The 17,973-nt window shown below is 73.3% G+C and carries 18 protein-coding genes; 14 read left to right on the top strand and 4 right to left on the bottom strand.

Annotated elements, in window-relative coordinates; genetic code table 11:
- Positions 1-3 precede the first annotated feature (3 nt).
- The 3 genes from ACLQ29_RS14235 to ACLQ29_RS14245 form a co-directional block, all read right to left on the bottom strand.
- Positions 4-936, bottom strand: coding sequence for an RIO1 family regulatory kinase/ATPase (locus ACLQ29_RS14235; RefSeq protein ID WP_425772059.1), 933 nt, complete (start codon positions 934-936; stop codon positions 4-6).
- Positions 937-1,116: 180 nt separating this feature from the next.
- On the bottom strand, positions 1,117-1,761 hold the full coding sequence (locus ACLQ29_RS14240) for an HAD family hydrolase (RefSeq protein ID WP_425772060.1): 645 nt from the start codon (positions 1,759-1,761) through the stop codon (positions 1,117-1,119).
- 65 nt (positions 1,762-1,826) lie between these two features.
- Complete coding sequence (locus ACLQ29_RS14245; protein ID WP_425772061.1) at positions 1,827-2,687, bottom strand: carbon-nitrogen hydrolase family protein; 861 nt, start codon at positions 2,685-2,687, stop codon at positions 1,827-1,829.
- 77 nt (positions 2,688-2,764) lie between these two features.
- Between ACLQ29_RS14245 and ACLQ29_RS14250 the strand changes: the two genes are divergently transcribed.
- The 6 genes from ACLQ29_RS14250 (at position 2,765) to mug (ending at position 7,065) form a co-directional block, all read left to right on the top strand.
- Positions 2,765-3,337, top strand: coding sequence for a TetR/AcrR family transcriptional regulator (locus ACLQ29_RS14250; protein WP_365069814.1), 573 nt, complete (start codon positions 2,765-2,767; stop codon positions 3,335-3,337).
- 81 nt (positions 3,338-3,418) lie between these two features.
- Complete coding sequence (locus ACLQ29_RS14255) at positions 3,419-4,345, top strand: TIGR04222 domain-containing membrane protein (RefSeq protein WP_425772062.1); 927 nt, start codon at positions 3,419-3,421, stop codon at positions 4,343-4,345.
- Positions 4,342-5,160: a DUF692 domain-containing protein gene (locus ACLQ29_RS14260; RefSeq protein WP_425772063.1), complete on the top strand. Its 819-nt coding sequence runs from the start codon at positions 4,342-4,344 to the stop codon at positions 5,158-5,160. Before ACLQ29_RS14255 ends, ACLQ29_RS14260 begins: the two co-directional genes overlap by 4 nt.
- Positions 5,157-5,696 (top strand): hypothetical protein, encoded by a 540-nt coding sequence (locus ACLQ29_RS14265; RefSeq protein ID WP_425772064.1) that lies wholly within the window; start codon positions 5,157-5,159, stop codon positions 5,694-5,696. The genes ACLQ29_RS14260 and ACLQ29_RS14265 overlap by 4 nt, the downstream gene beginning before the upstream one ends.
- Positions 5,681-6,442, top strand: coding sequence for an SDR family oxidoreductase (locus ACLQ29_RS14270; protein ID WP_425772065.1), 762 nt, complete (start codon positions 5,681-5,683; stop codon positions 6,440-6,442). The genes ACLQ29_RS14265 and ACLQ29_RS14270 overlap by 16 nt, the downstream gene beginning before the upstream one ends.
- The gene (mug, locus tag ACLQ29_RS14275; protein WP_425772066.1) at positions 6,439-7,065 is read left to right on the top strand and encodes a G/U mismatch-specific DNA glycosylase; all 627 of its coding nucleotides are present in this window, start codon (positions 6,439-6,441) and stop codon (positions 7,063-7,065) included. The genes ACLQ29_RS14270 and mug overlap by 4 nt, the downstream gene beginning before the upstream one ends.
- Here mug and ACLQ29_RS14280 read toward each other — a convergent pair.
- Positions 7,059-9,785, bottom strand: coding sequence for a tetratricopeptide repeat protein (locus ACLQ29_RS14280; protein WP_425772067.1), 2,727 nt, complete (start codon positions 9,783-9,785; stop codon positions 7,059-7,061). The two genes, mug and ACLQ29_RS14280, sit on opposite strands and share 7 nt — an antisense overlap.
- Positions 9,786-9,963: 178 nt before the next feature.
- Between ACLQ29_RS14280 and ACLQ29_RS14285 the strand changes: the two genes are divergently transcribed.
- The 8 genes from ACLQ29_RS14285 to ACLQ29_RS14320 all read left to right on the top strand — a co-directional run bounded on the left by ACLQ29_RS14285 (position 9,964) and on the right by ACLQ29_RS14320 (position 17,970).
- Positions 9,964-11,259, top strand: a complete 1,296-nt coding sequence (locus ACLQ29_RS14285; RefSeq protein WP_425772068.1) for a hypothetical protein — start codon at positions 9,964-9,966, stop codon at positions 11,257-11,259.
- A 71-nt stretch (positions 11,260-11,330) separates the two neighbouring features.
- Complete coding sequence (locus ACLQ29_RS14290; RefSeq protein WP_425772069.1) at positions 11,331-11,945, top strand: hypothetical protein; 615 nt, start codon at positions 11,331-11,333, stop codon at positions 11,943-11,945.
- Between the two features lie 11 nt (positions 11,946-11,956).
- Positions 11,957-13,192, top strand: coding sequence for an ATP-grasp domain-containing protein (locus ACLQ29_RS14295; RefSeq protein ID WP_425772070.1), 1,236 nt, complete (start codon positions 11,957-11,959; stop codon positions 13,190-13,192).
- Positions 13,189-14,463 (top strand): MFS transporter, encoded by a 1,275-nt coding sequence (locus tag ACLQ29_RS14300; RefSeq protein ID WP_425772071.1) that lies wholly within the window; start codon positions 13,189-13,191, stop codon positions 14,461-14,463. Before ACLQ29_RS14295 ends, ACLQ29_RS14300 begins: the two co-directional genes overlap by 4 nt.
- A gap of 82 nt (positions 14,464-14,545) precedes the next feature.
- Complete coding sequence (locus ACLQ29_RS14305; protein ID WP_425772072.1) at positions 14,546-16,033, top strand: anthranilate synthase component I family protein; 1,488 nt, start codon at positions 14,546-14,548, stop codon at positions 16,031-16,033.
- Complete coding sequence (locus ACLQ29_RS14310) at positions 16,030-16,629, top strand: anthranilate synthase component II (protein WP_425772073.1); 600 nt, start codon at positions 16,030-16,032, stop codon at positions 16,627-16,629. The genes ACLQ29_RS14305 and ACLQ29_RS14310 overlap by 4 nt, the downstream gene beginning before the upstream one ends.
- A gap of 1 nt (position 16,630) precedes the next feature.
- Positions 16,631-17,272 (top strand): flavodoxin family protein, encoded by a 642-nt coding sequence (locus ACLQ29_RS14315; protein ID WP_425772074.1) that lies wholly within the window; start codon positions 16,631-16,633, stop codon positions 17,270-17,272.
- On the top strand, positions 17,269-17,970 hold the full coding sequence (locus ACLQ29_RS14320) for an SDR family NAD(P)-dependent oxidoreductase (protein ID WP_425772075.1): 702 nt from the start codon (positions 17,269-17,271) through the stop codon (positions 17,968-17,970). The genes ACLQ29_RS14315 and ACLQ29_RS14320 overlap by 4 nt, the downstream gene beginning before the upstream one ends.
- Positions 17,971-17,973 lie beyond the last annotated feature (3 nt).

Below are 17,973 nucleotides of genomic sequence, written 5' to 3' on the forward strand. Positions count from 1 at the left end.
CGATCAGCGCAGGCCCGCCTCGCTGAGCAGCTCACCTGTCAACGTGCCGGGGTCGACCTGCTCGGCGGGCAGGCCGCGGGCCGCGAACCAGGCGCCGACCACCCGGACGTCACGGGCCAGGAACTCGGGCCCCTGCGGATTCGCCACCACGTCGACCACCTGCGGCAGGTCGATCACCACCAGGCGCCCCTGGTGCACGAGCAGGTTGTACGGCGACAGGTCGCCGTGCGCGTAGCCGGCCCGGGCCAGCACCCGCAGCGCCTCCACCAACTGCGCCCACAGGTCGCGCAGCTCGGCCGGACCGGGTCGGAGCTGGGCCAGACGGGGCGCCGCCTCCCCCGACTCGGCGTCACCGACGAACTCCAGCATCAGCTCGGTGCCCCGCAGTTGCACCGGGTACGGCACGGCGATCCGATCGTGCCCGGCGCTGATCTCCCAGAGCCGGGCCAGGGCGGCGAACTCGGCGGCGGCCCACTGTCCGGCGATCATCTGCCGGCCGAACGCCGTCCGGCTGGCCATGGCCCGATTCTCCCGGGAGCGGCGCACCCGGCGACCCTCCAGATAGCCGGCGTCGCGGTGGAACAGGCGGTGCTCGGGGTCGCGGTAGCGCTTGACCGCCAGCAGGCAGGACCTGTCGGTGTCGGGCACGGCCCGGCGGACCAGGTGGACGTCCGCCTCCTTGCCGGTCTTCAGCACACCCAACTCGGTGTCCTTGGCGGCCAACTCGGTGACCAGCCAGCCCGGGTGCGGCTGGGGCCCGTGGACGGCGTCGTCCCAGGACGACCAGCGTTCGCCGGTGTCCGGGTCAGGGTCGCTGTCCGGGTCCGCGGGCGGCTCGGTGTGCCGCCCGCGTTTCAGAAACTGTGGTTCGTCGTCGTCGAAGCGGCTCTTGCCGCGGCTCCGGCGCTCCAGCGCCGGAAGGTCGTGATCGCGCACTGTGGTGAGGTTCCCTTGGTCGAGACTGAGAAAGGCAGCTGGAGGTGACCTGCGAAGACGGCCATGGCCGACCTCCTCTTCTCTCGACCGGACACCTGCCCGGGATGCACCATGCGCCGACAATGCTCGCCGCGGCCCGTCGGCCGGTCAACCGAATTACCGGCCCGCGCCCGCGCGGCGTCAGCGGGCCAGGATCGTGGCGACCGCGGCGATCAGCCCGTCCGCGGTGCGGCTGGGCGCGAACCGGACGTCCGACCAACTGCGCCCCCGGTGCAGCCAGACGCTGGGCAGCCCGACCGCGGCGGCGCCACCGATGTCCGCCTCCGGGCTGTCGCCGACCACCCAGGCGCCGCGCAGCGGCATCCGGACCCGTTGCGCGGCGAGCGCGAAGATCCGCGGGTTGGGCTTGCTGACCCCGCATTCCTCGGAGATCACCCAGTCCGCGACGTAGCGGTCCAGGCCGGTCTGGCGAATCTTGGCGTCGTCGACGCGTACCGTGCCGTTGCAGACCACCACCGGCACCCAGCCGGCGTCGTCGGCGATCCGCAGCGCGCAGGCGGTCAGCGGGTCGAGCCGGGTCTGCGCCACCACCCCGTCGTGCAGGTCCTCCACCAGGTCGATCGAGGGGATGCGCAGCTCGTAGCGGTCCCGGAGGGCGTCGGCGAGATCCCAACGGTCGGTCAACCCGTCGGCGTCGATCGAGATCAGCCAGTCGATGTCGGTGGGGGGCGCTCCGATGCCGTCCAGGAAGCGCTCACCCCAGCGGCGGAACGGCCCGGCCCGGTCCAGCAGGGTGTTGTCCAGGTCCAGCAGGAGCAGTGGCACTCGGGCACCCTACGGGACCGACGTGTCCGCCAACAGATGCAGCGGGTACCGACCTGACGATGTGCTCAGCCGGACATCGACGACCGAGGGCCGCCCTGGTCCGCGAGCCGGTCGGCGAGCATCGTATGGGCCGACCGGGTGGCCGCGAGCACCGTCGGGTCCAGCGTCGCCACCAGCACCGCCGTGCCGTCGTCGGCGCCCCGGTCCAGCACCCGTCCCTGCGGGTCGTAGATCGCCGCGCCGCCGTTGAACCGCCACTCCTCGACGCCGCCGACCGCGTTGGCGAAGACCACGAACATCGTGTTGTCCAGGGCTCGCGCTGCGTAGTAGAGGTCTCGGCGGTGTTCGGAGCCGGCCAGGTATCCGCTGGGGCACAGGTAACCGTGCGCGCCGTCGAGGGCGGCGGCCCGGGCGTGCTCCGGGAAACAGCCGTCGTAGCAGATGCCGAGGCCGAGCCGCCAGTCGTCGACGAGCAGCGTGGCGCCGCGATCGCCGGCACTGAACAGGTCGCGTTCGTCGCCCCACAGTTGCTGCTTGTCGTAGCCGACCCGGACCGCGCCGGTCCGGTCGACCACAAGCGCGGCGATGGTCCGCCGCCCGTCCGGGTGTCGGGCGGCGGCCCCGACCAGCGTGGTTACGCCGGCCTCGCGCGCCGCGGCGCGCAGCGGGTCGAGCCGGGAATCCGCGACGCCGCCGGCCGGATCGGCCGTGACGTCCGTGCCGGCCGGGTCGGCGGCGAGGGTCGGCGGGTGGTACGCGCAGAGGAACAGCTCCGGCAGGACGGCCACCCGAGCGCCCCGGTCGGCGGCTCGGCGCACCAGGTCGGCGGCGGCGGCCGCGTTTCCGGCGACGTCTCCCGGCGTGGGCGCGGCCTGGATGGCGGCCACGGTCAGCGCGGCGGTGGGCACGGTGCGGGGCGGGGTCACCGGGCGATGGTAGACGGCGACGTCCCAAGCCGTACGTACGGTTTGCATGCCCCGGGGTGACCTGCGACGATCGACGCGTGCCCAGAGTAAGCCAGGACCAGCTCGACGCGCGCCGGCAGGAGATCCTCGCCGCCGCGCGGGCGTGTTTCGCCCGGCTCGGCTACGAGGGAGCGACCGTACGCCGCCTCGAGGAGGCCACCGGCCTGTCCCGTGGCGCCATCTTCCACCACTTCCGCGACAAGGACTCGCTCTTCCTGGCCGTCGCCGAGGACGATGCCGCCGCCATGGTGGAGACGGTGGCCCGCAACGGTCTGGTGCAGGTGATGCGCGACCTGCTCGCCCGGGCCATGTCGCCGGACACCACCGGCTGGCTGGGCAGCCAACTGGAGGTCTCCCGCCGGCTGCGCACCGACCCGGCGTTCGCCAAGCGCTGGGCCGAGCGGTCCGCCGCGATCGCCGAGGCGACCCGCGACCGGTTGGCGCGCCAGCGCGACGCCGGGGTGCTGCGCGAGGACGTCCCGATCGACGTGCTGGCCCAGTTCCTGGAGCTGGCCTACGACGGCCTGGTGCTGCACCTGGCGATGGGCCGACCGGCCGGTGACCTGGGGCCAGTGCTCGACCTCGTCGAGGAGGCCGTCCGCCGTCCCTGACGGCGTGGGCACCGGTCTGCCGGCCCTGGCGACGCTGCTCCACAATGGGGCCGCCGAACCCTCCGGTGACAGGAGCAGTCGATGATCGTCAACGCCGCGTCGGGCGACACCTGGGGCCTCCCCGGCCCGACCTTCCTCCGGTACTACCTCGTGGCGGCCGCCGTGGTGGTGGCGGTCGTGGCCTACTACCGGATCCGTCTGCTGACCGCCTCGGGTCCGACCACCCTCGATCCGCTCGGGCCGCAGCAGATCGCGTTCCTCAACGGTGGCCCCCAACTCGCCGTGCACGCCGCACTGGGCGGGCTGCGCGGCGGCGGTGCGATAGCCGTGCGACCGGACCGTCGGCTGACCACCGTCGGCGCCGCGCCGACCGGGCTCACCCCGCTGGACCAGGGCATCCACTGGGCCGCCCACCACCACTCGCGGGTCCGGGACCTGCCGCAGCACCGACACGTACGCTCCGCGCTGGACCAGCTCCGCAACGGCCTGGAGCAGCGCGGGCTGCTGACGAGCGACACGCAGCGGGCTCGTTACCGCTTCTGGATCGCGATCCTGAGCACCGTGCTGGGCCTCGGTGTGTTCCGGTTGATCTCCGGCCTGGTCAACGGTCACCCGGTCGGTTACCTGCTGCTGGCCCTGGCCCCGCTCCTCATCATCGTGCTGGTGCTGCGCCGGGCACCCCTGCAGACCAGGGCCGGTCGCGCCGCGCTGCGCGCCGCCCGCCGCGATCACGTTCACCTCGCGCCGGCCTCCGCGCCTGCCTACGCCACCTACGGTGCGGCCGGCGCGGCGATGGGCGTGGCCCTGTACGGCACCGCCTCGCTCTGGGCGCTCGACCCCGGCTTCGCCGAGCAGGCCGAGATCCAGCGCCAGGCCGTCTCCAGCAGCGGCGGTTGGACGGGCGGCTCCGACGGATCGAGCGGCGGAGGTGACAGCTCCGATGGCGGCAGCTCCTGCGGCGGCGGTGGAGGTGGCGGCTGCGGCGGTGGCGGCGGGTGCGGCGGATGACCGGGCCGTCCGGGGTGGGCATCGGCTGGCGGTCGGAGATCGCCGGCTTCGTGGCCGAGCTGCCGGGGCTGCGCTTCGTCGAGGTGGTGGCCGAGGCGGTGTCCGCCACCGGGCCGCTCCCACCCGGCCTGGCGGAGCTGCGCGAGCGCGCGGTGACGGTCGTACCGCACGGGGTGCGGCTCTCCCTCGGCGGCGCGGAGCCGGTCGACCCGGCCCGGGTCACCCACCTGGCCGCGGTGGCGCACCGTCTGGACGCGCCGCTGGTCAGCGAGCACATCGCGTTCGTCCGAGCGGGCGGTCTGGAGGCCGGGCACCTGCTGCCGCTGCCGCGCAGCCGGGAGGCGGTCGCCGCGGTCTGCGCCAACGTGGCACGGGCACAGGCCGAGCTGCCGGTGCCGATCGCGCTGGAACCGATCGCCGCGCTTGTCGACTGGCCCGACGACGAGTTGGACGAGGCGGACTTCCTCACCGAGATCCTCGACCGCACCGGGGCGCTGTTGCTGCTGGACGTGGCGAACGTGCACGCCAACGCCCGCAACCGGGGCGCCGACCCGCTGGCGTTGCTGGACCGGCTGCCGCTGGAGCGGGTCGCGTACGCCCACGTGGCCGGCGGCGCGGAGCACGGCGGGTTCTACCACGACACCCACACCGACCCGGTGCCGGCGGTGGTACTGGAGCTGGTCGAGGCGCTCTGCGCCCGACGTCGACCGCCGGCGCTGCTGCTGGAGCGCGACGGGCACTACCCGCCGGCCGCCGAGCTGCGCGCCGAACTGGACGCCCTGGCCGCCGCGGCGGACTTCCCGGCCGTGACATGACGGGCCCACCCGACGCCGCGCCCACGCTCCGCGCGGGGCTCGCCGAGCGGCAGGCCGAACTGGTCGCGGCGCTTGTCGCCGGGGGGCCTCCACCGGCGGGGTTCGCACCGGGCCCGCTGGCCGCCACCCGCGCGGCCCTGCTGCGCAAGCGGGCCGGCGAGGTGGCCCGGCACTGGCCACTGCTCGCCGCCGGCCTCGGCGCCGGGTGGTCGACCACATTCGCCGACTGGGCCGCCCGGCGACCCACCGCCGGATCACTGCGCGACGGTTGGGACCTGGCCCGCGAGCTGCACGACAGGCAGGCGCTTCCCCCGGTGTCCGCCGAGGAGTTGGCCGTCCGGGAGGCGCGCCTGCGCTACGACGGGCTCCGGGCGCCGCGTCCGCGTCGGGCGCCGGCGGTGGGCCGCGCCGGCGGCGCCGTCGCGGTGCAGATCGCCGGCCGGGTACGCCTGCTGCGCCCCGCCCCACGGGTATCCGTCCTCGCTGGCGACGCCGTACCGGATGCGGCAAGATCGGAGTCATGGACCTCGGACTGACCGACCGCGTGTACGTGCTCACCGGCGCCTCCCGCGGTCTGGGTTACGCGACCGCGCAGAGCCTGGTCGCCGACGGTGCGCGGGTGGTGCTCTCGGCCCGGGATCCGGATGCCGTGACCGCCGCCGCGCAGCGGCTGGGTGGCCCGGAGCACGCCGTCGGGGTGACCGCGGACCTGACCGACCCGGAGACCCCGGGGCAGCTCGTCGCCGCCGCCCAGGAGCACTTCGGCCGGCTCGACGGCGCGCTGATCTCGGTCGGCGGCCCACCGGCGGGCAACGCCGCGGCGATCACCGACGAGCAGTGGCGAATCTCCTTCGAGACCGTCTTCCTGGGCACGATCCGCGCCGTCCGTACGATCGCCGGCGCACTGCCCGAGGGCGGTGCGATCGGGCTGGTGCTCTCCACCTCGGCCAGAGGCCCGGTGCCCGGCCTCGGCATCTCCAACGGACTGCGACCCGGCCTGGTCGGCGCCGCCAAGGACATCGCCGACGACTACGGCCCCCGTGGTGTCCGGGTGGTCGGCCTGCTGCCCGGCCGGATCCTGACCGACCGCAACCGGGAACTCTTCGCCGCGACCGGCGACCCGGAGCAAGCCCAAGCCAACGCGGAGGCCAGCATCCCGCTGCGCCGCCTCGGCGACCCCGCCGAGTTCGGCCGGGTGGCCGCGTTCGTGCTCTCCCCAGCCGCGAGCTACCTCACCGGGATCACCCTGCCGGTCGACGGCGGCGCGCTGCGCGGGCTGTGACAGCCGAACGGGCCCGCGTTGCCCGGCCGGTGACGCCCGGTTCGGTCCGGCCGAGCCGCGCGGACCTGGCGGCGGCCGCCGATCGGACCATTCCCGACGTCCTCGCACCGGGACTGACGGTGCTCTTCGTCGGCATCAACCCGGGCCTCTGGTCGGCCGCCACGGGCTGGCACTTCGCCCGGCCCGGCAACCGGTTCTGGCCCGCCCTGCACCGAGGCGGGTTCACCCCCCGCCTGCTGCACCCGAGCCAACAGGACGAGCTGCCCGCGCACGGGCTCGGCATCACCAACATGGCCGCCCGGGCCAGCGCCCGCGCGGACGAGCTGAGCGGCGAGGAACTCCTCGACGGCGCGGCGGTCCTGACCGACAAGGTCGCCCGGTACCGACCGCGCTGGGTGGCGGTGGTCGGGGTGACCGCGTACCGGATCGGTTTCCAACGACCGAAGGCCACCTTCGGGCCGCAACCGGAGCCGCTGGCCGGCGCCCGACTGTGGGTGCTGCCCAACCCGAGCGGCCTGAACGCGCACTTCACCCCGGTCACCCTCGGCCTGGCCTTCGCCGAGCTGCGCGTGGCGGCGTCCGGTGCCTCCCCGGCCTCGGGCGTCCCCCGAACTGATCAGTGACGGAGGTCCCGCCGCGGGTGGGCGGCGGCCGTCAGCGGCCGCGGGCGGGCGCGCCCCGGGGAGGCGTCTCCGATCGCGGCCCGGTCGACGGCGCCCTGGACCAGGTCCGCCTCCGGCAGGTTCAGGGCACGGAACTCGTGCACGGCCCGCTCCCGGTGTTCGCGGGCGGCCACCGGGTCGCCCAGCTCGGCGTAGGCGTCGCCCAGGTACCGCTGGGCCCGCGCCGCCTCGTGCCGGTCGCCGGTGCGCGCGGTGTGCTCGGCGGCCTCCCGATGGCACTCCAGGGCCTGGTCCGGATGGCCGGTACGGAGCAGCGCCACGCCCAGGCTGTTGAGCACCTCGGCCTGCAGCACCCGGTCGGCGATCACCCGGCTCGCGTCCAGTGCCCGCGTCAGCACCGCGATCGCCTCGACGACCTCGCCCAGGTCGAGCAGGCAGGCGCCGGTGCGGCTCAGCGACCGGCACTCGTCGGCTCGGTTGCCCGTGCTGTCGAACGTCTCCAGAGCCTGTTGCAGCAGCGGGATCGCGCGTGACGGTCGCCCCGCACGCTCGTGGACGAACGCGAGCCCCTTGAGCGCCGCGCCCTCCCCGGTACGGTCGCCTGTCGACCGGCCGATCTCCAGGGCCTGCTCCAACATCTCGATCGCCTCCTCGAACCGCCCGGTCCAGGCCAGGCTGCGCCCCACGTTCGTCAGCACCCGGCCCTCGGCCACCCGTGCGTTGATCGCCCGCAGCCGGTCCACCGCCTGCCGCGACCAGAACAGCGACTCCTCGTAGCGGCCGAGACGCTCGTAGGCGAAGCCCAGATTGCACATCACCCGGCCCTCACCCGCCTGGTCGTCCAGCTCGGCGAAGACGGCAAGTGCCGCAAGGTAGTGCTGCACGCCGTCCAGCAACTGGCTCGACATGTCGTGGCAGAGCCCGAGCGTGCTGAGCACGTCCGCCTCGCCTTGCCGGTCACCGAGCTCCCGGAATCCGCGCAGCGCCTCATCGAGGCAGCTCAGCGCCTCGGTGTGGAAGCTCGTCCAGGCATAGTTGGCCCCCAGGTTGAGCAGGGCCGTGCTGCGCCCGGCGAGGTCACCCAGCTTCCGGGCGGCCTCGGCGGCGGCGACCTGCAGCTGCTCGTTCGCCCCGAAGTGCCCGCCGGCCTGCAGATGGTGTCCGAGGATCGCGGCCATGTCGACGACCCGCTCCGGCCCGGCCGCGCTCGCCACCGCCAGCAGGTTCGTGCTCTCCTCACCGAGCCAGGTCAGCGCGTCCGGGTGCGGGAAGTAGTCGGCCGGCCCGGTGCCCCGGTCCGGCAGCCACCGGTACGGGTACAGCTCCCGGATCGCCGCCGCCGCGGTGGCCACGTAGTGGTCGAAGACCCGGGCCAGCGCCGCGTCCCGGGCTGACTCGTCCTCCCGCACGGCCAGGTCCCGCGCGTACGCCCGGAGCAGGTCGTGGAAGTCGTACGCGTTCGGCCCGCGCTGCTGCAGCAGGTTCTGGTCGAGCATCGACTCCAGGAACGCCTGCGCGGCCGGTGGGGTCAGCCCGGTCAGCGCGGCCACCGAGCCCGGGGTCAGCGCGTCGCCGGGGTGCAGGGCCAGCAGCCGGTAGTGCCGCTTCTGCTCGTCGTCCAACTCGCGATAGGACAGCTCGAAGACGGCGCGGACCGTGCTGCCGCCGGCGGACAGCCCGTCCAGCCCGTGCGTCCGCAGGTACTCCACCAGGTTTTGCACGGTCCACGAGCTGCGTGCCCGCAGGCGTTGCGAGGCCAGCGCGACCGCGATCGGCAGATGGCCGCAGAGCTCCGCGACCTCGGTGGTGGCCTGCATGTCGGCGACCTTGTCGGCGCTGGCCGTGGTGCGCAGCATCCGCAGCGCCTCGTCCGGGCTGAACGCGGGCAGCGCGATCTGGCGTACGTGCGGGAGCCCGGCCAGGCTGCGCCGGCTCGTCATGATCGTCAGGCTGTACGGGCTGGTCGGCAGCAGATCACGCACCTGCTCCTCGTTCGCCACGTTGTCCAGCACGACGATCGCCTCGCGCCCGGCGAGCCGGTCACGGTACATCGCGGCCCGCCCGTCGAGGTCGGCCGGGATGCGGGAGCCGGGCACCCCGAGGCGCCGCAGGAACGAGTCGAGCACCTCGCCCGGGTCGATCGGGGCGCGCTGCCTGTCGAAGCCGCGCAGGTTGGTGAACAGTTGCACGTCCGCGTACCGGCCGTCGCGGATCAGTTCGTGAGCGACCCGGATGGCGAACTGGGTCTTGCCGATGCCGGCCATGCCCTCGAGCACGACCACCAGCGGGTGCGGGGAGTGCCCGGCCTCGTCGATCCAGGCGCGCAGGCCGGCCATCTGCGGCTCGCGGCCGACGAACCCGGCCAGCTCGTGGGGTAGCTGACGCAGCGCCTCGACCGACTCGGAACGCTGGGTGGCGGCGTGCGCGGTGATGCACGCGTCGCGCCACGCGGCGACCTGGGCGGAGTCCAGCCCCAGCGCCCGGACCAGCCGGACGACCAGGTCGATGTCGAGGCGACGGCGGCCGGTCTTGAAGATGTCGGCGACCGTGCTGTGCGAGACCACGACGGCCTCCGGATCGGCCGAGATGCGCTTCGCGAGAACCCGGTACGACGGCATGTTCGCCCAGTTCCAGAGGCTCTTCAGGGCGCCGACGAACTCGTCGACGGACCGCGGCTGGCCCGGGCCGGGCGTCGGCGGGCGGATGGTGTCGTCGTTCATCGGCGTGCCTTTCCCCGTGGTCGGCGCCGGCGTACGGATTCGTACGGACTACTCGCTCCGTCGCCCCGGACACCGGCAGAGTCCTGGTCGGACATCTCCTTGCTGATCTTCGTGCTGGCAACGTCGCCGAGTGCTCGATCGCAGTGCCGTCCGCACACAGGCCATCGGGGGTAGGCGGATGACCGGGACGAACCGGCTGTGGACCTTGCTCGACACCTTCAACCTGTCCGATTACACCGACCGGGCGCACCGGGAGGGACGCGACGCGATGCGTGGCGACGCGGCCCTGACCGAGCAGGTCCGGACACTTACCGAGGCGACCGCGGCGGTCCGCAAGGACAGCGGCGCGCTCGGCCCGTTCGCGCGGCGGGCGGTGGAGACCGCGGGACAGTTCCTGGACGCGCAGGACTACCTGCTCACGCACGACAAACCCCGCTACGAGCAGTACGCGTCGATCGGGTTGCTGCGCCACCTGCTGCGGGTCGAGGGCAACACCGCCACACCGGCCGAGCGCGCGCACGTCTGGCTGGTCTTCCGCCGGATCCTGGAGGGACAACTGGAGTTCGAGTTGGCTGCCCTGGCCGGTGTCACAAGCCTGGCGAAGCGGGACTTCTCCCCGCAGGTGGCGCGGGACAGGTATCTCGTGCTGGCCGACATCCGGGAGATGGTCCCGGGCCGGCTCGGCGGCCGCCCGGTGGGCTCGCAGTGGCTGACCATGCCGGCCGGCGGGCGCACCCTCGGGGAGGTGGCGCGGGACCGGTCCGGCACCGCCGCGATCGCGCGGCTGCTGCTGTTCCCGCAGACCACCTGCCACGACGAGGTCGCCTTCATCGCCCAGATCCAGCTCGGTGAGTGCCTGTTCTGGGGCGCGCTGCTGTGCGTGCGGCAGGCGCTCACGGCGATCGGCGCGGGTGACCTGGCCGGCGCGACCCGGCACGTGCGCGCCGCCGGGCAGTTCGCCCGGCCCCTGATCAAGATCTTCCATTCCGTACGGACCATGCCGCCCGCCCACTTCCACGGGTTCCGGGAGCAGACCGGCAACGCCAGCGCCGTGCAGTGCGAGAGCTGGCAGATGCTCGACGCGCACCTCTACGGCGTGCTCCCGGAGAAGGTCGACGCGCTGGAGTCCACCCCGGAGGTGCGGCACGTGCTGGCCCTGGACCGGCCGGACTTCGTACCGTTGGTGCCGGTGGTGGCCGATCTCGGCGACAGCCCGGCCGAGCGGGGCCTGCGCGATGAGATCGTCACCTTGGATCAGCGGATACGCGCGTGGCGCGCCTTCCACACCAGGAAGCTCGCGGGGCGGCAGGATCCCGGGTATCTGCCGGCGGGCGCGGCCGCCTCCGGCGGCACGTCCGGATATCCCTATCTGGCTGCGCAACGGCCACCGCGAGCCTCGGCGATGGAAAGAGGACCGAAGCGCGATTCGGACCACCAGGCACCCTCCGGCGATTGCAAGATAGGTTCGCGCTGAATTTTATTCCTCCGCTGCAAGTCGCCGCGGAATGCATGTCAGTTGTCCCAGTCAATGGAACGGAATGGAATATGAAGGCGGAGCGAAGCGCCACGTTGCGTGACCGATTCCCGGATCTGCAATTCGCCATGATCACGGACGTGGTGATCGACGCCGATTTCCCGGCCAGGGCGGCTGCCCTGGACGTGGCCGCGCCGATCGAGCGGGACGCGGACCGGATCGAGCGGGCGGTCGCGGCGGCCGACTCGTTCTTCCGGGTCGAGGGGCACCGCTGTCCCCTGCCCGGCCAGCTCGCCGGCGCCCGGCGCAAGGGCCTGCCCCCGGTGCCGCCGCTCGTCCGCGCGCTGCTCTACGCCGAGATGAGCACCGGCGTGCTGCTCGGCGTCCAGGACGCCGCGGGGATGCGGGGCGACCTGCTGCTCGACCTCGCCCAGGACGGGGAGACCTTCGCGGGGATGCGCGGTGACGTGGTGTGCCGGGCCGGTGAGCCGGTGATCCGCGACGGGGCCGGGATCATCGCCTCCGTCTTCCAGGGACCCGACCACCGGACCCGGATCGACGACGGCACCACCCAGCCGATCTTCTACGCCTTCGGCGTGCCGGGACTGGACCGGGAACGGCTCGACGCGGCGATCACCGCCGTACGGGAGCTGTTCCCGGCCGGCAGCGCGGTCGTCCACGGCTGAAAGGAACCGCCATGTCCACCTCACCCCTGCTGATCGTGGTCTGCCCGATGGACCGGGAGACCCGTTCGCACATGCTGGAGTCGGTCGGCGCCCACCACCGGGTCTGGCTCTTCGTCGACACCGAGCCCACCTGGGAGAGCGCCTACGCGGCCGGGCACACCGTGATCGACACACTCGACGCGGACCGGATGACCGAGCAGGCCCGCCGGCTCGCCCCGGACGCGATCGTCTGCTGGGACGAGACCCGGATCCTGGCCGCCGCCCACGTCGCGCAGCGGCTCGGCCTGCCCGGACTGACCCCGGCGGCGGTGCTCGCCTGCCGGGACAAGCACGCCACCCGGCGTGCGGTCGCCGCGGCCGGTGGCCCGCAGCCGGTGTCGACACTTGTCGACACGCTGCCGCAGGCGCTCGCGGCGGCCCGGTCCACCGGCTATCCGGTGGTCGTCAAGCCCCGCGCGCTGGTCGGCAGCACCGGCACCCGGCTGGCCCGCGACGAGCGGGAACTCGCCGAGATCTTCCCGGCCACCCGGGGGATCACCATGCCGGAGGTGCGGGAACGGTTCGACTCGGCGGTGCTCGTCGAGGAATATCTGGACGGCCCGGAGATCAGCGTCGACTCCCTGGTCTGGGACGGTGTGGTCACCCCGCTCTACGTGGCCCGCAAGCAGCTCAGCCCGCTGCCGAACTTCGAGGAGGTCGGGCACGTCGTCTCGCGCGACGACCCGCTGGTGCGCGACCCGGAGCTGCTGCGGGTGCTCGGGCTGGTGCACGCCGCGCTCGGGGTCACCCGGGGCTGGACGCACTCGGAGTGGCGGCTCACCGCGTACGGTCCCCGGCTCGTCGAGGTCAACGCCCGCAGCGGCGGTGACCTGATCTCGTACCTCGGTCGTCTGGTGACCGGAGCGGACGCCGCGCTGGCGGCGGCGTCCCTCGCCCTCGGGGAGCGCCCGGAGCCCGGCCCGGCCGGGTATCCGGCGGCGGCCGTGCGGTTCCTCTACCCACAGGCGGAGACCGTGGTCGGCGAGGTGGAGATCGCCCCGGACCGGCTGCCGCCCGGGATCGTGCTGGCCCGCGCCCTGGCCGGCCCCGGGCACGTCCTGGAGTTGCCGCCCGCCTCGCACACCGGCCGGTACGCGGTCCTGGTCGCCGCGGGCGGCAGCGCCGAGGAGTGCGAGCGGATCCTGGACGCCGCCGAGGACGCGGTTCGCCTGGTCGTCGCCGAGCCCGCGATGGCTGTGCGCGGATGAGCACGCCGGGCACCGCGCCCGCCGCCGACGGGGTCCTGGCGACGTGGCGTCAGGCGCCGCGGCCGGTCAAGGCCGTGATCGCCGGGATTCTGGTGAACCGCTTCGGCGGCTTCCTGCAGATCTTCCTGGTGCTCTACCTGACGCAACGGGGCTTCAGCACGGTCCAGGCCGGTACGGCCCTGGGCGCGCTGGGTGCGGGTGCGGTGCTCGGCACTCTCGGCGGGGGCTGGCTGGCGGCTCAGATCGGCTGCCGGCTCGCGGTCGCCGCCAGCATGTCGGCGACCGCGCTGTGCACTGTCGCGGTGCTCTACGTCCCCGGCTATCCGGCGTTGCTGGGGATGGTGGCAGGTGTCGGCGCGGCCAGCCAGCTGTACCGGCCCGCCGCCGCCGAGGTGGTGAGCCGATACACCCCCGTCGAGCGGCAGGTGCTGGTCTTCGCCATGTACCGGCTCGCCACGAACCTCGGTACCACGGCCGCGCCGCTGCTGGGCGCGGCGCTGGTGGCGATCTCGTACCCGGTGCTGTTCTGGGTCGAGGCCCTGGCGGCGCTGAGCGTGGTCGCGATCGGGCTGTCGCTGCCCCACGACCGTCCGGCCGGGGTCGGGCCGCGAGCCGAGGCCGGGCCACCAGCCGGGGCCGGGCCGCGAGCGAGTTACCGTGCCGTGCTTGCCGACCGCCGCTACCTGCTGTTCCTGCTGGCGATCCTCGGCTTCGCGGCCGTCTACAACCAGTACCTCGCGACGCTGCCGCTGACCGTGCGCGACGCCGGGCTGCCGACCACTGTCTACAGCGTCTGCGTGGCGGTGAACGCGGCCGTGGTGATCGCGCTGGAGCTGGTGGTCACCCGTTGGGTGCGGCACTGGTCCGGCCGGGTGGCGGCGGCGGCCGGGATCCTGCTGGTCGGCGCCGGGCTCAGCGCCTACGCGCTGCCGCTGCAGTTCGCCGGCCTGGTCGTGGCCACGCTGGTCTGGTCGATCGGCGAGGTGATCGGGTCGCCGACGCTCACCGCCTACCCGGCCGGGGCCGGGCCGGTCGCGCTGCGCAGCCGGTACCTGGGCGCGTCCCAGTCGATGTTCGGACTCGGCGCCGCGATCGGGCCACCGCTCGGCGTCGCCGTCTGGGCCGCTGCCGGTGACCGTTTCTGGTTGCTCTGTGGGCTGGTCGCGGCATTGTCCGCGGCGGCGGCGTGGCGCTCGATGAGCGATTCCCGCGTCCATGTCCCGGCCGCCAGCGAGGCTGTGGAATTGCTGGAAGATTCCCGACAAAAATAAGTGTGACGGCCTTACCTCATATCGCCGTCGTTGACCACTCTATTTCCCCGCCCATTCCTCGCATTTCTCCGGAGAGACCCCCATGCCTTTTTCCGATCCACCGGGCGCGTCCCGCATCGAGGTACGGACCCGGCAGACCGCCGTGCCCTGCCCGAACCCGCTCTCCGCCTATCTGGCCCTGCGCCCCATCTTCGGAGCGGCCGGCGTCTACCTGCTCGAATCGCTGTCCGGACCCGCCTCCGACCGCCGGTCGGCGACCGTGGGCTTCCAGCCGCTCATGGAGATCTCGGTGCGCCAGGGCGCCGTAGCGGTCACCGGCGTCGCCGCCGTACGCGACAAGGCCGTGGCAGCCGGGATCGCCACCGGCACCCTGGTCGAGACCCCCGACGGGCTGCGCCTGCCGGACGACCCCGCCCTGTGGGGCTTCGTGCGGGCCGTGCAGGCCCGCTTCGACACCGGCAGCACGCCCCAGCCGGGCCTCGGATTCCTCACCTTCCTCGGGTACGACGCGGTCCGCTACCTCGAGAAGCTGCCGTACCTCATCGAGGACCCCGACGGGCCACCCGACGTGACGTTCGTGCTCTACCAGGGCCAGGTCCACGTCGACCTGCGGGACAACACTGCCCGGCTGCTGGTGCACGAGTCGCCGGACTGGCCGCGGCTCGACCTGACCGCGGTCACCGCCGCGCTGGCCGCCGCACCCGAGCCGGATGCCGACCTGCCGCCCGTGCCCCGCCCACGGTCGATAAGCGACAGCACCACCGAGGACGCGTACGTCGCCGATGTCGCCCGCTGCCTCCACCACATCGGGGTGGGCGACATCTACCAGATCCAGATCGGCCACGAGCTGTGCATCGAGAGCGACGTGGACGAGCTGACCATCTACCGGCGGCTGCGGCAGCGCAACCCGTCGCCGTACATGTGCCTGCTCCCGATCGCCGGACGCACCCTGATCGGCTCCAGCCCCGAGCTGTTCGTCCGGGTCGAGGGCGACGCGATCGCCATGCGCCCGATCGCCGGCACCACCTCACGCGGCCCGGACGAGGCCGAGAACGAGCGGCGGGTGGCCGCGCTGCGCGCCGACGACAAGGAGATCGCCGAGCACGTCATGCTCGTCGACCTGTGCCGCAACGACCTGGGCCGGATCTGCCGCGTCGACACCGTCGAGGTCGACGAGATGATGGTGGTCGAGGACTTCTCGCACGTCTTCCACCTGGTCTCCAACGTCACCGGGCGGCTCGAGGCGGACACCGACGCGTACGACGTGATCACCGCGACGTTCCCGGCCGGCACCATGACCGGCGCCCCCAAGATCCGCGCCATGGAGATCATCGAGGCGACCGAGTCGAGCCGCCGCGGCCTGTACGCCGGCGCGTTCGGCCACATCGACTTCTCCGGCGAGATGGTGCTGGCGCTGTCCATCCGCACCGTCGTCGGCGACGGCGCGGGATATCGCACCCGGGCCTCGGCCGGGGTGGTCGCCGACTCCGTCCCAAGCCGCGAATGGCGCGAGACGCTGGCCAAGATGAGCGCGGCGGTCTGGGCCGTCACGGGCGAGGAGCTGCTGTGAAGACAATCGTCGTGGACGCGTACGACAGCTTCGTCTACATCATCCACCAGTATCTGCGCAGCCTCGGCGCGCGACCGCACGTGTTGCGCAGCGACGAGGCCGGCCCGGACCGGATCGCCGCCGAGGCCCCCGACCTGCTGGTGCTCGGCCCCGGCCCCGGTCACCCGGTCGAATCCGGGCACGTCGAGCTGGTCACCACGTTCGCCGGCCGGATCCCGATGTTCGGCGTCTGCCTCGGCCACCAGGCGATCGGCACCGCGTTCGGCGGCATAGTCCGCCCCGCCAAGCACCTGATGCACGGCAAGACCAGCCGGATCATGCACGACGGGCGGGGTTGCTTCGCCGCGCAGCCGCAGCTGTTCGCGGCCACCCGCTACCACTCGCTGATCGTCGAGGAGGACAGCGTCCCGGACTGCCTGGAGGTCAGCGCCCGCGCCGAGGACGACGGCTACGTGATGGGACTGCGCCACCGCGACCTGCCGATCGAGTCGGTGCAGTTCCACCCGGAGAGCATCTGCACCGCAAGTGGGCTGAACGTGTTCCGGTCCTTCATCGACCGGCACCTGCCCGGCGAGCGCCGGCCGGAGCGGGCCTGACATGGGCGCCGAACCCACGGTCGTGGCGATCAACGGCTCGGAGCGGATCGGTGGCAACACCGCGGAGGTGCTCGGCTACGCGGCCGGCCGCTTCGCCGCCCGCGGCGTACGCCTCGACGTGGTCGAGCTGGCCCGGACCGACTTCACCGCCTGTGGGCCGTGCGGCGAGTGCAACACCCGGACCGAGACGTGCCGGCAGGCCGACGACATGCCCGGGATCGTCCGCCGGATGATCGCCGCCGACGGCATCATCTACGCCACCCCGGTGCACGGCTTCGGCACCGCAAGCCTCATGCAGCAGTTCATCGAGCGGGCCGGCGTCGGCTATCTGCGCTTCGCCCGGCCGCTGACCAACAAGGTCGGCGGGGTCGTCGTGGTCGGCCGCCGCTACTCGCACGTCGACGTGCACGCCCAACTGCTGCACAACGTGATGCTCAACCGGATGCTGTTGGTCGGCAGCGGCTTCCCTGCGGTCGTGCACGCCGGCGACCGCGGCGAGGCCCTCGCCGACCGGGAGGGCGTCGACGCGGTGACCCGCCTCGTCGACCGGATGACCGACATGATCCACCTGCTGCGGGAGCACCGCCGGATGACCGGGCACGACCTGCCGGTGCCGGGCAGCAACGAGCGGGTGCTGCGATGAGCCGGCTCGCCGTGGTGACCGGATCCTCCGGTGCGATCGGCGCCGCCACCTGCGAGCACCTGGCCGCCGCCGGTTACACGGTGGCCGGTCTGGACCTGCGCCCGCCCGCACCCGGCGCCACGCACCAGCACCTGAGCGTCGATCTCGGCGACCCGCGCGCGGTCACCGCCGCGTTCGAGCGGGCCGCCGGGATGGGCCGGCTCGCCGTGCTTGTCAACAACGCCGGCGTCTACCTGGCCCGGGACTTCCTCGACACCACCCCCGAGGAGCTGGATCTGGTGCTCGCCAGCAACGTCAAGAGCGCCTTCCACTGCGCGCAGGCGTTCACCCGCCGGATCGCCGCGACCGGCGACGGCGAACCCGCCGCGATCGTCAACGTCGCCTCGATCAGCGGGCGCAGCGGCAGCCCGGACGCCGCGTACGGCGCCTCCAAAGGCGCCGTCATCGCCCTCACCCGCAGCCTCGCCGGAGCCCTGGCCCGGTACCGGATCCGGGTCAACGCGGTCGCCCCCGGCATCGTGCACAGCGAGATGTCCGACCGCATCCCCGCCGACCGGCGCAGGCACTACCTCGACGACATTCCGCTGGGCCGGTTCGCCCAGGCCGCCGAGATCGCCGCCGTCATCGCCATGCTCGCGTCGCCGGCCGCCGCCTACATGACCGGCGCCGTCGTCGACGTCAACGGCGGCCTGCACTGATCC

The organism is Micromonospora sp. DT228, assembly GCF_049841595.1.
Lineage (GTDB): Bacteria > Actinomycetota > Actinomycetes > Mycobacteriales > Micromonosporaceae > Micromonospora.

Coding starts and splice junctions, on each gene's coding strand:
- ACLQ29_RS14260 (WP_425772063.1), top strand. CDS start 4,342: ATGACCGGGCCGTCCGGGGTGGGCATCGGCTGGCGGTCGGAGATCGCC.
- ACLQ29_RS14255 (WP_425772062.1), top strand. CDS start 3,419: ATGATCGTCAACGCCGCGTCGGGCGACACCTGGGGCCTCCCCGGCCCG.
- ACLQ29_RS14320 (WP_425772075.1), top strand. CDS start 17,269: ATGAGCCGGCTCGCCGTGGTGACCGGATCCTCCGGTGCGATCGGCGCC.
- ACLQ29_RS14270 (WP_425772065.1), top strand. CDS start 5,681: ATGGACCTCGGACTGACCGACCGCGTGTACGTGCTCACCGGCGCCTCC.
- ACLQ29_RS14265 (WP_425772064.1), top strand. CDS start 5,157: ATGACGGGCCCACCCGACGCCGCGCCCACGCTCCGCGCGGGGCTCGCC.
- ACLQ29_RS14290 (WP_425772069.1), top strand. CDS start 11,331: ATGAAGGCGGAGCGAAGCGCCACGTTGCGTGACCGATTCCCGGATCTG.
- ACLQ29_RS14280 (WP_425772067.1), bottom strand. CDS start 9,785: ATGAACGACGACACCATCCGCCCGCCGACGCCCGGCCCGGGCCAGCCG.
- ACLQ29_RS14285 (WP_425772068.1), top strand. CDS start 9,964: ATGACCGGGACGAACCGGCTGTGGACCTTGCTCGACACCTTCAACCTG.
- ACLQ29_RS14295 (WP_425772070.1), top strand. CDS start 11,957: ATGTCCACCTCACCCCTGCTGATCGTGGTCTGCCCGATGGACCGGGAG.
- ACLQ29_RS14305 (WP_425772072.1), top strand. CDS start 14,546: ATGCCTTTTTCCGATCCACCGGGCGCGTCCCGCATCGAGGTACGGACC.
- ACLQ29_RS14300 (WP_425772071.1), top strand. CDS start 13,189: ATGAGCACGCCGGGCACCGCGCCCGCCGCCGACGGGGTCCTGGCGACG.
- ACLQ29_RS14315 (WP_425772074.1), top strand. CDS start 16,631: ATGGGCGCCGAACCCACGGTCGTGGCGATCAACGGCTCGGAGCGGATC.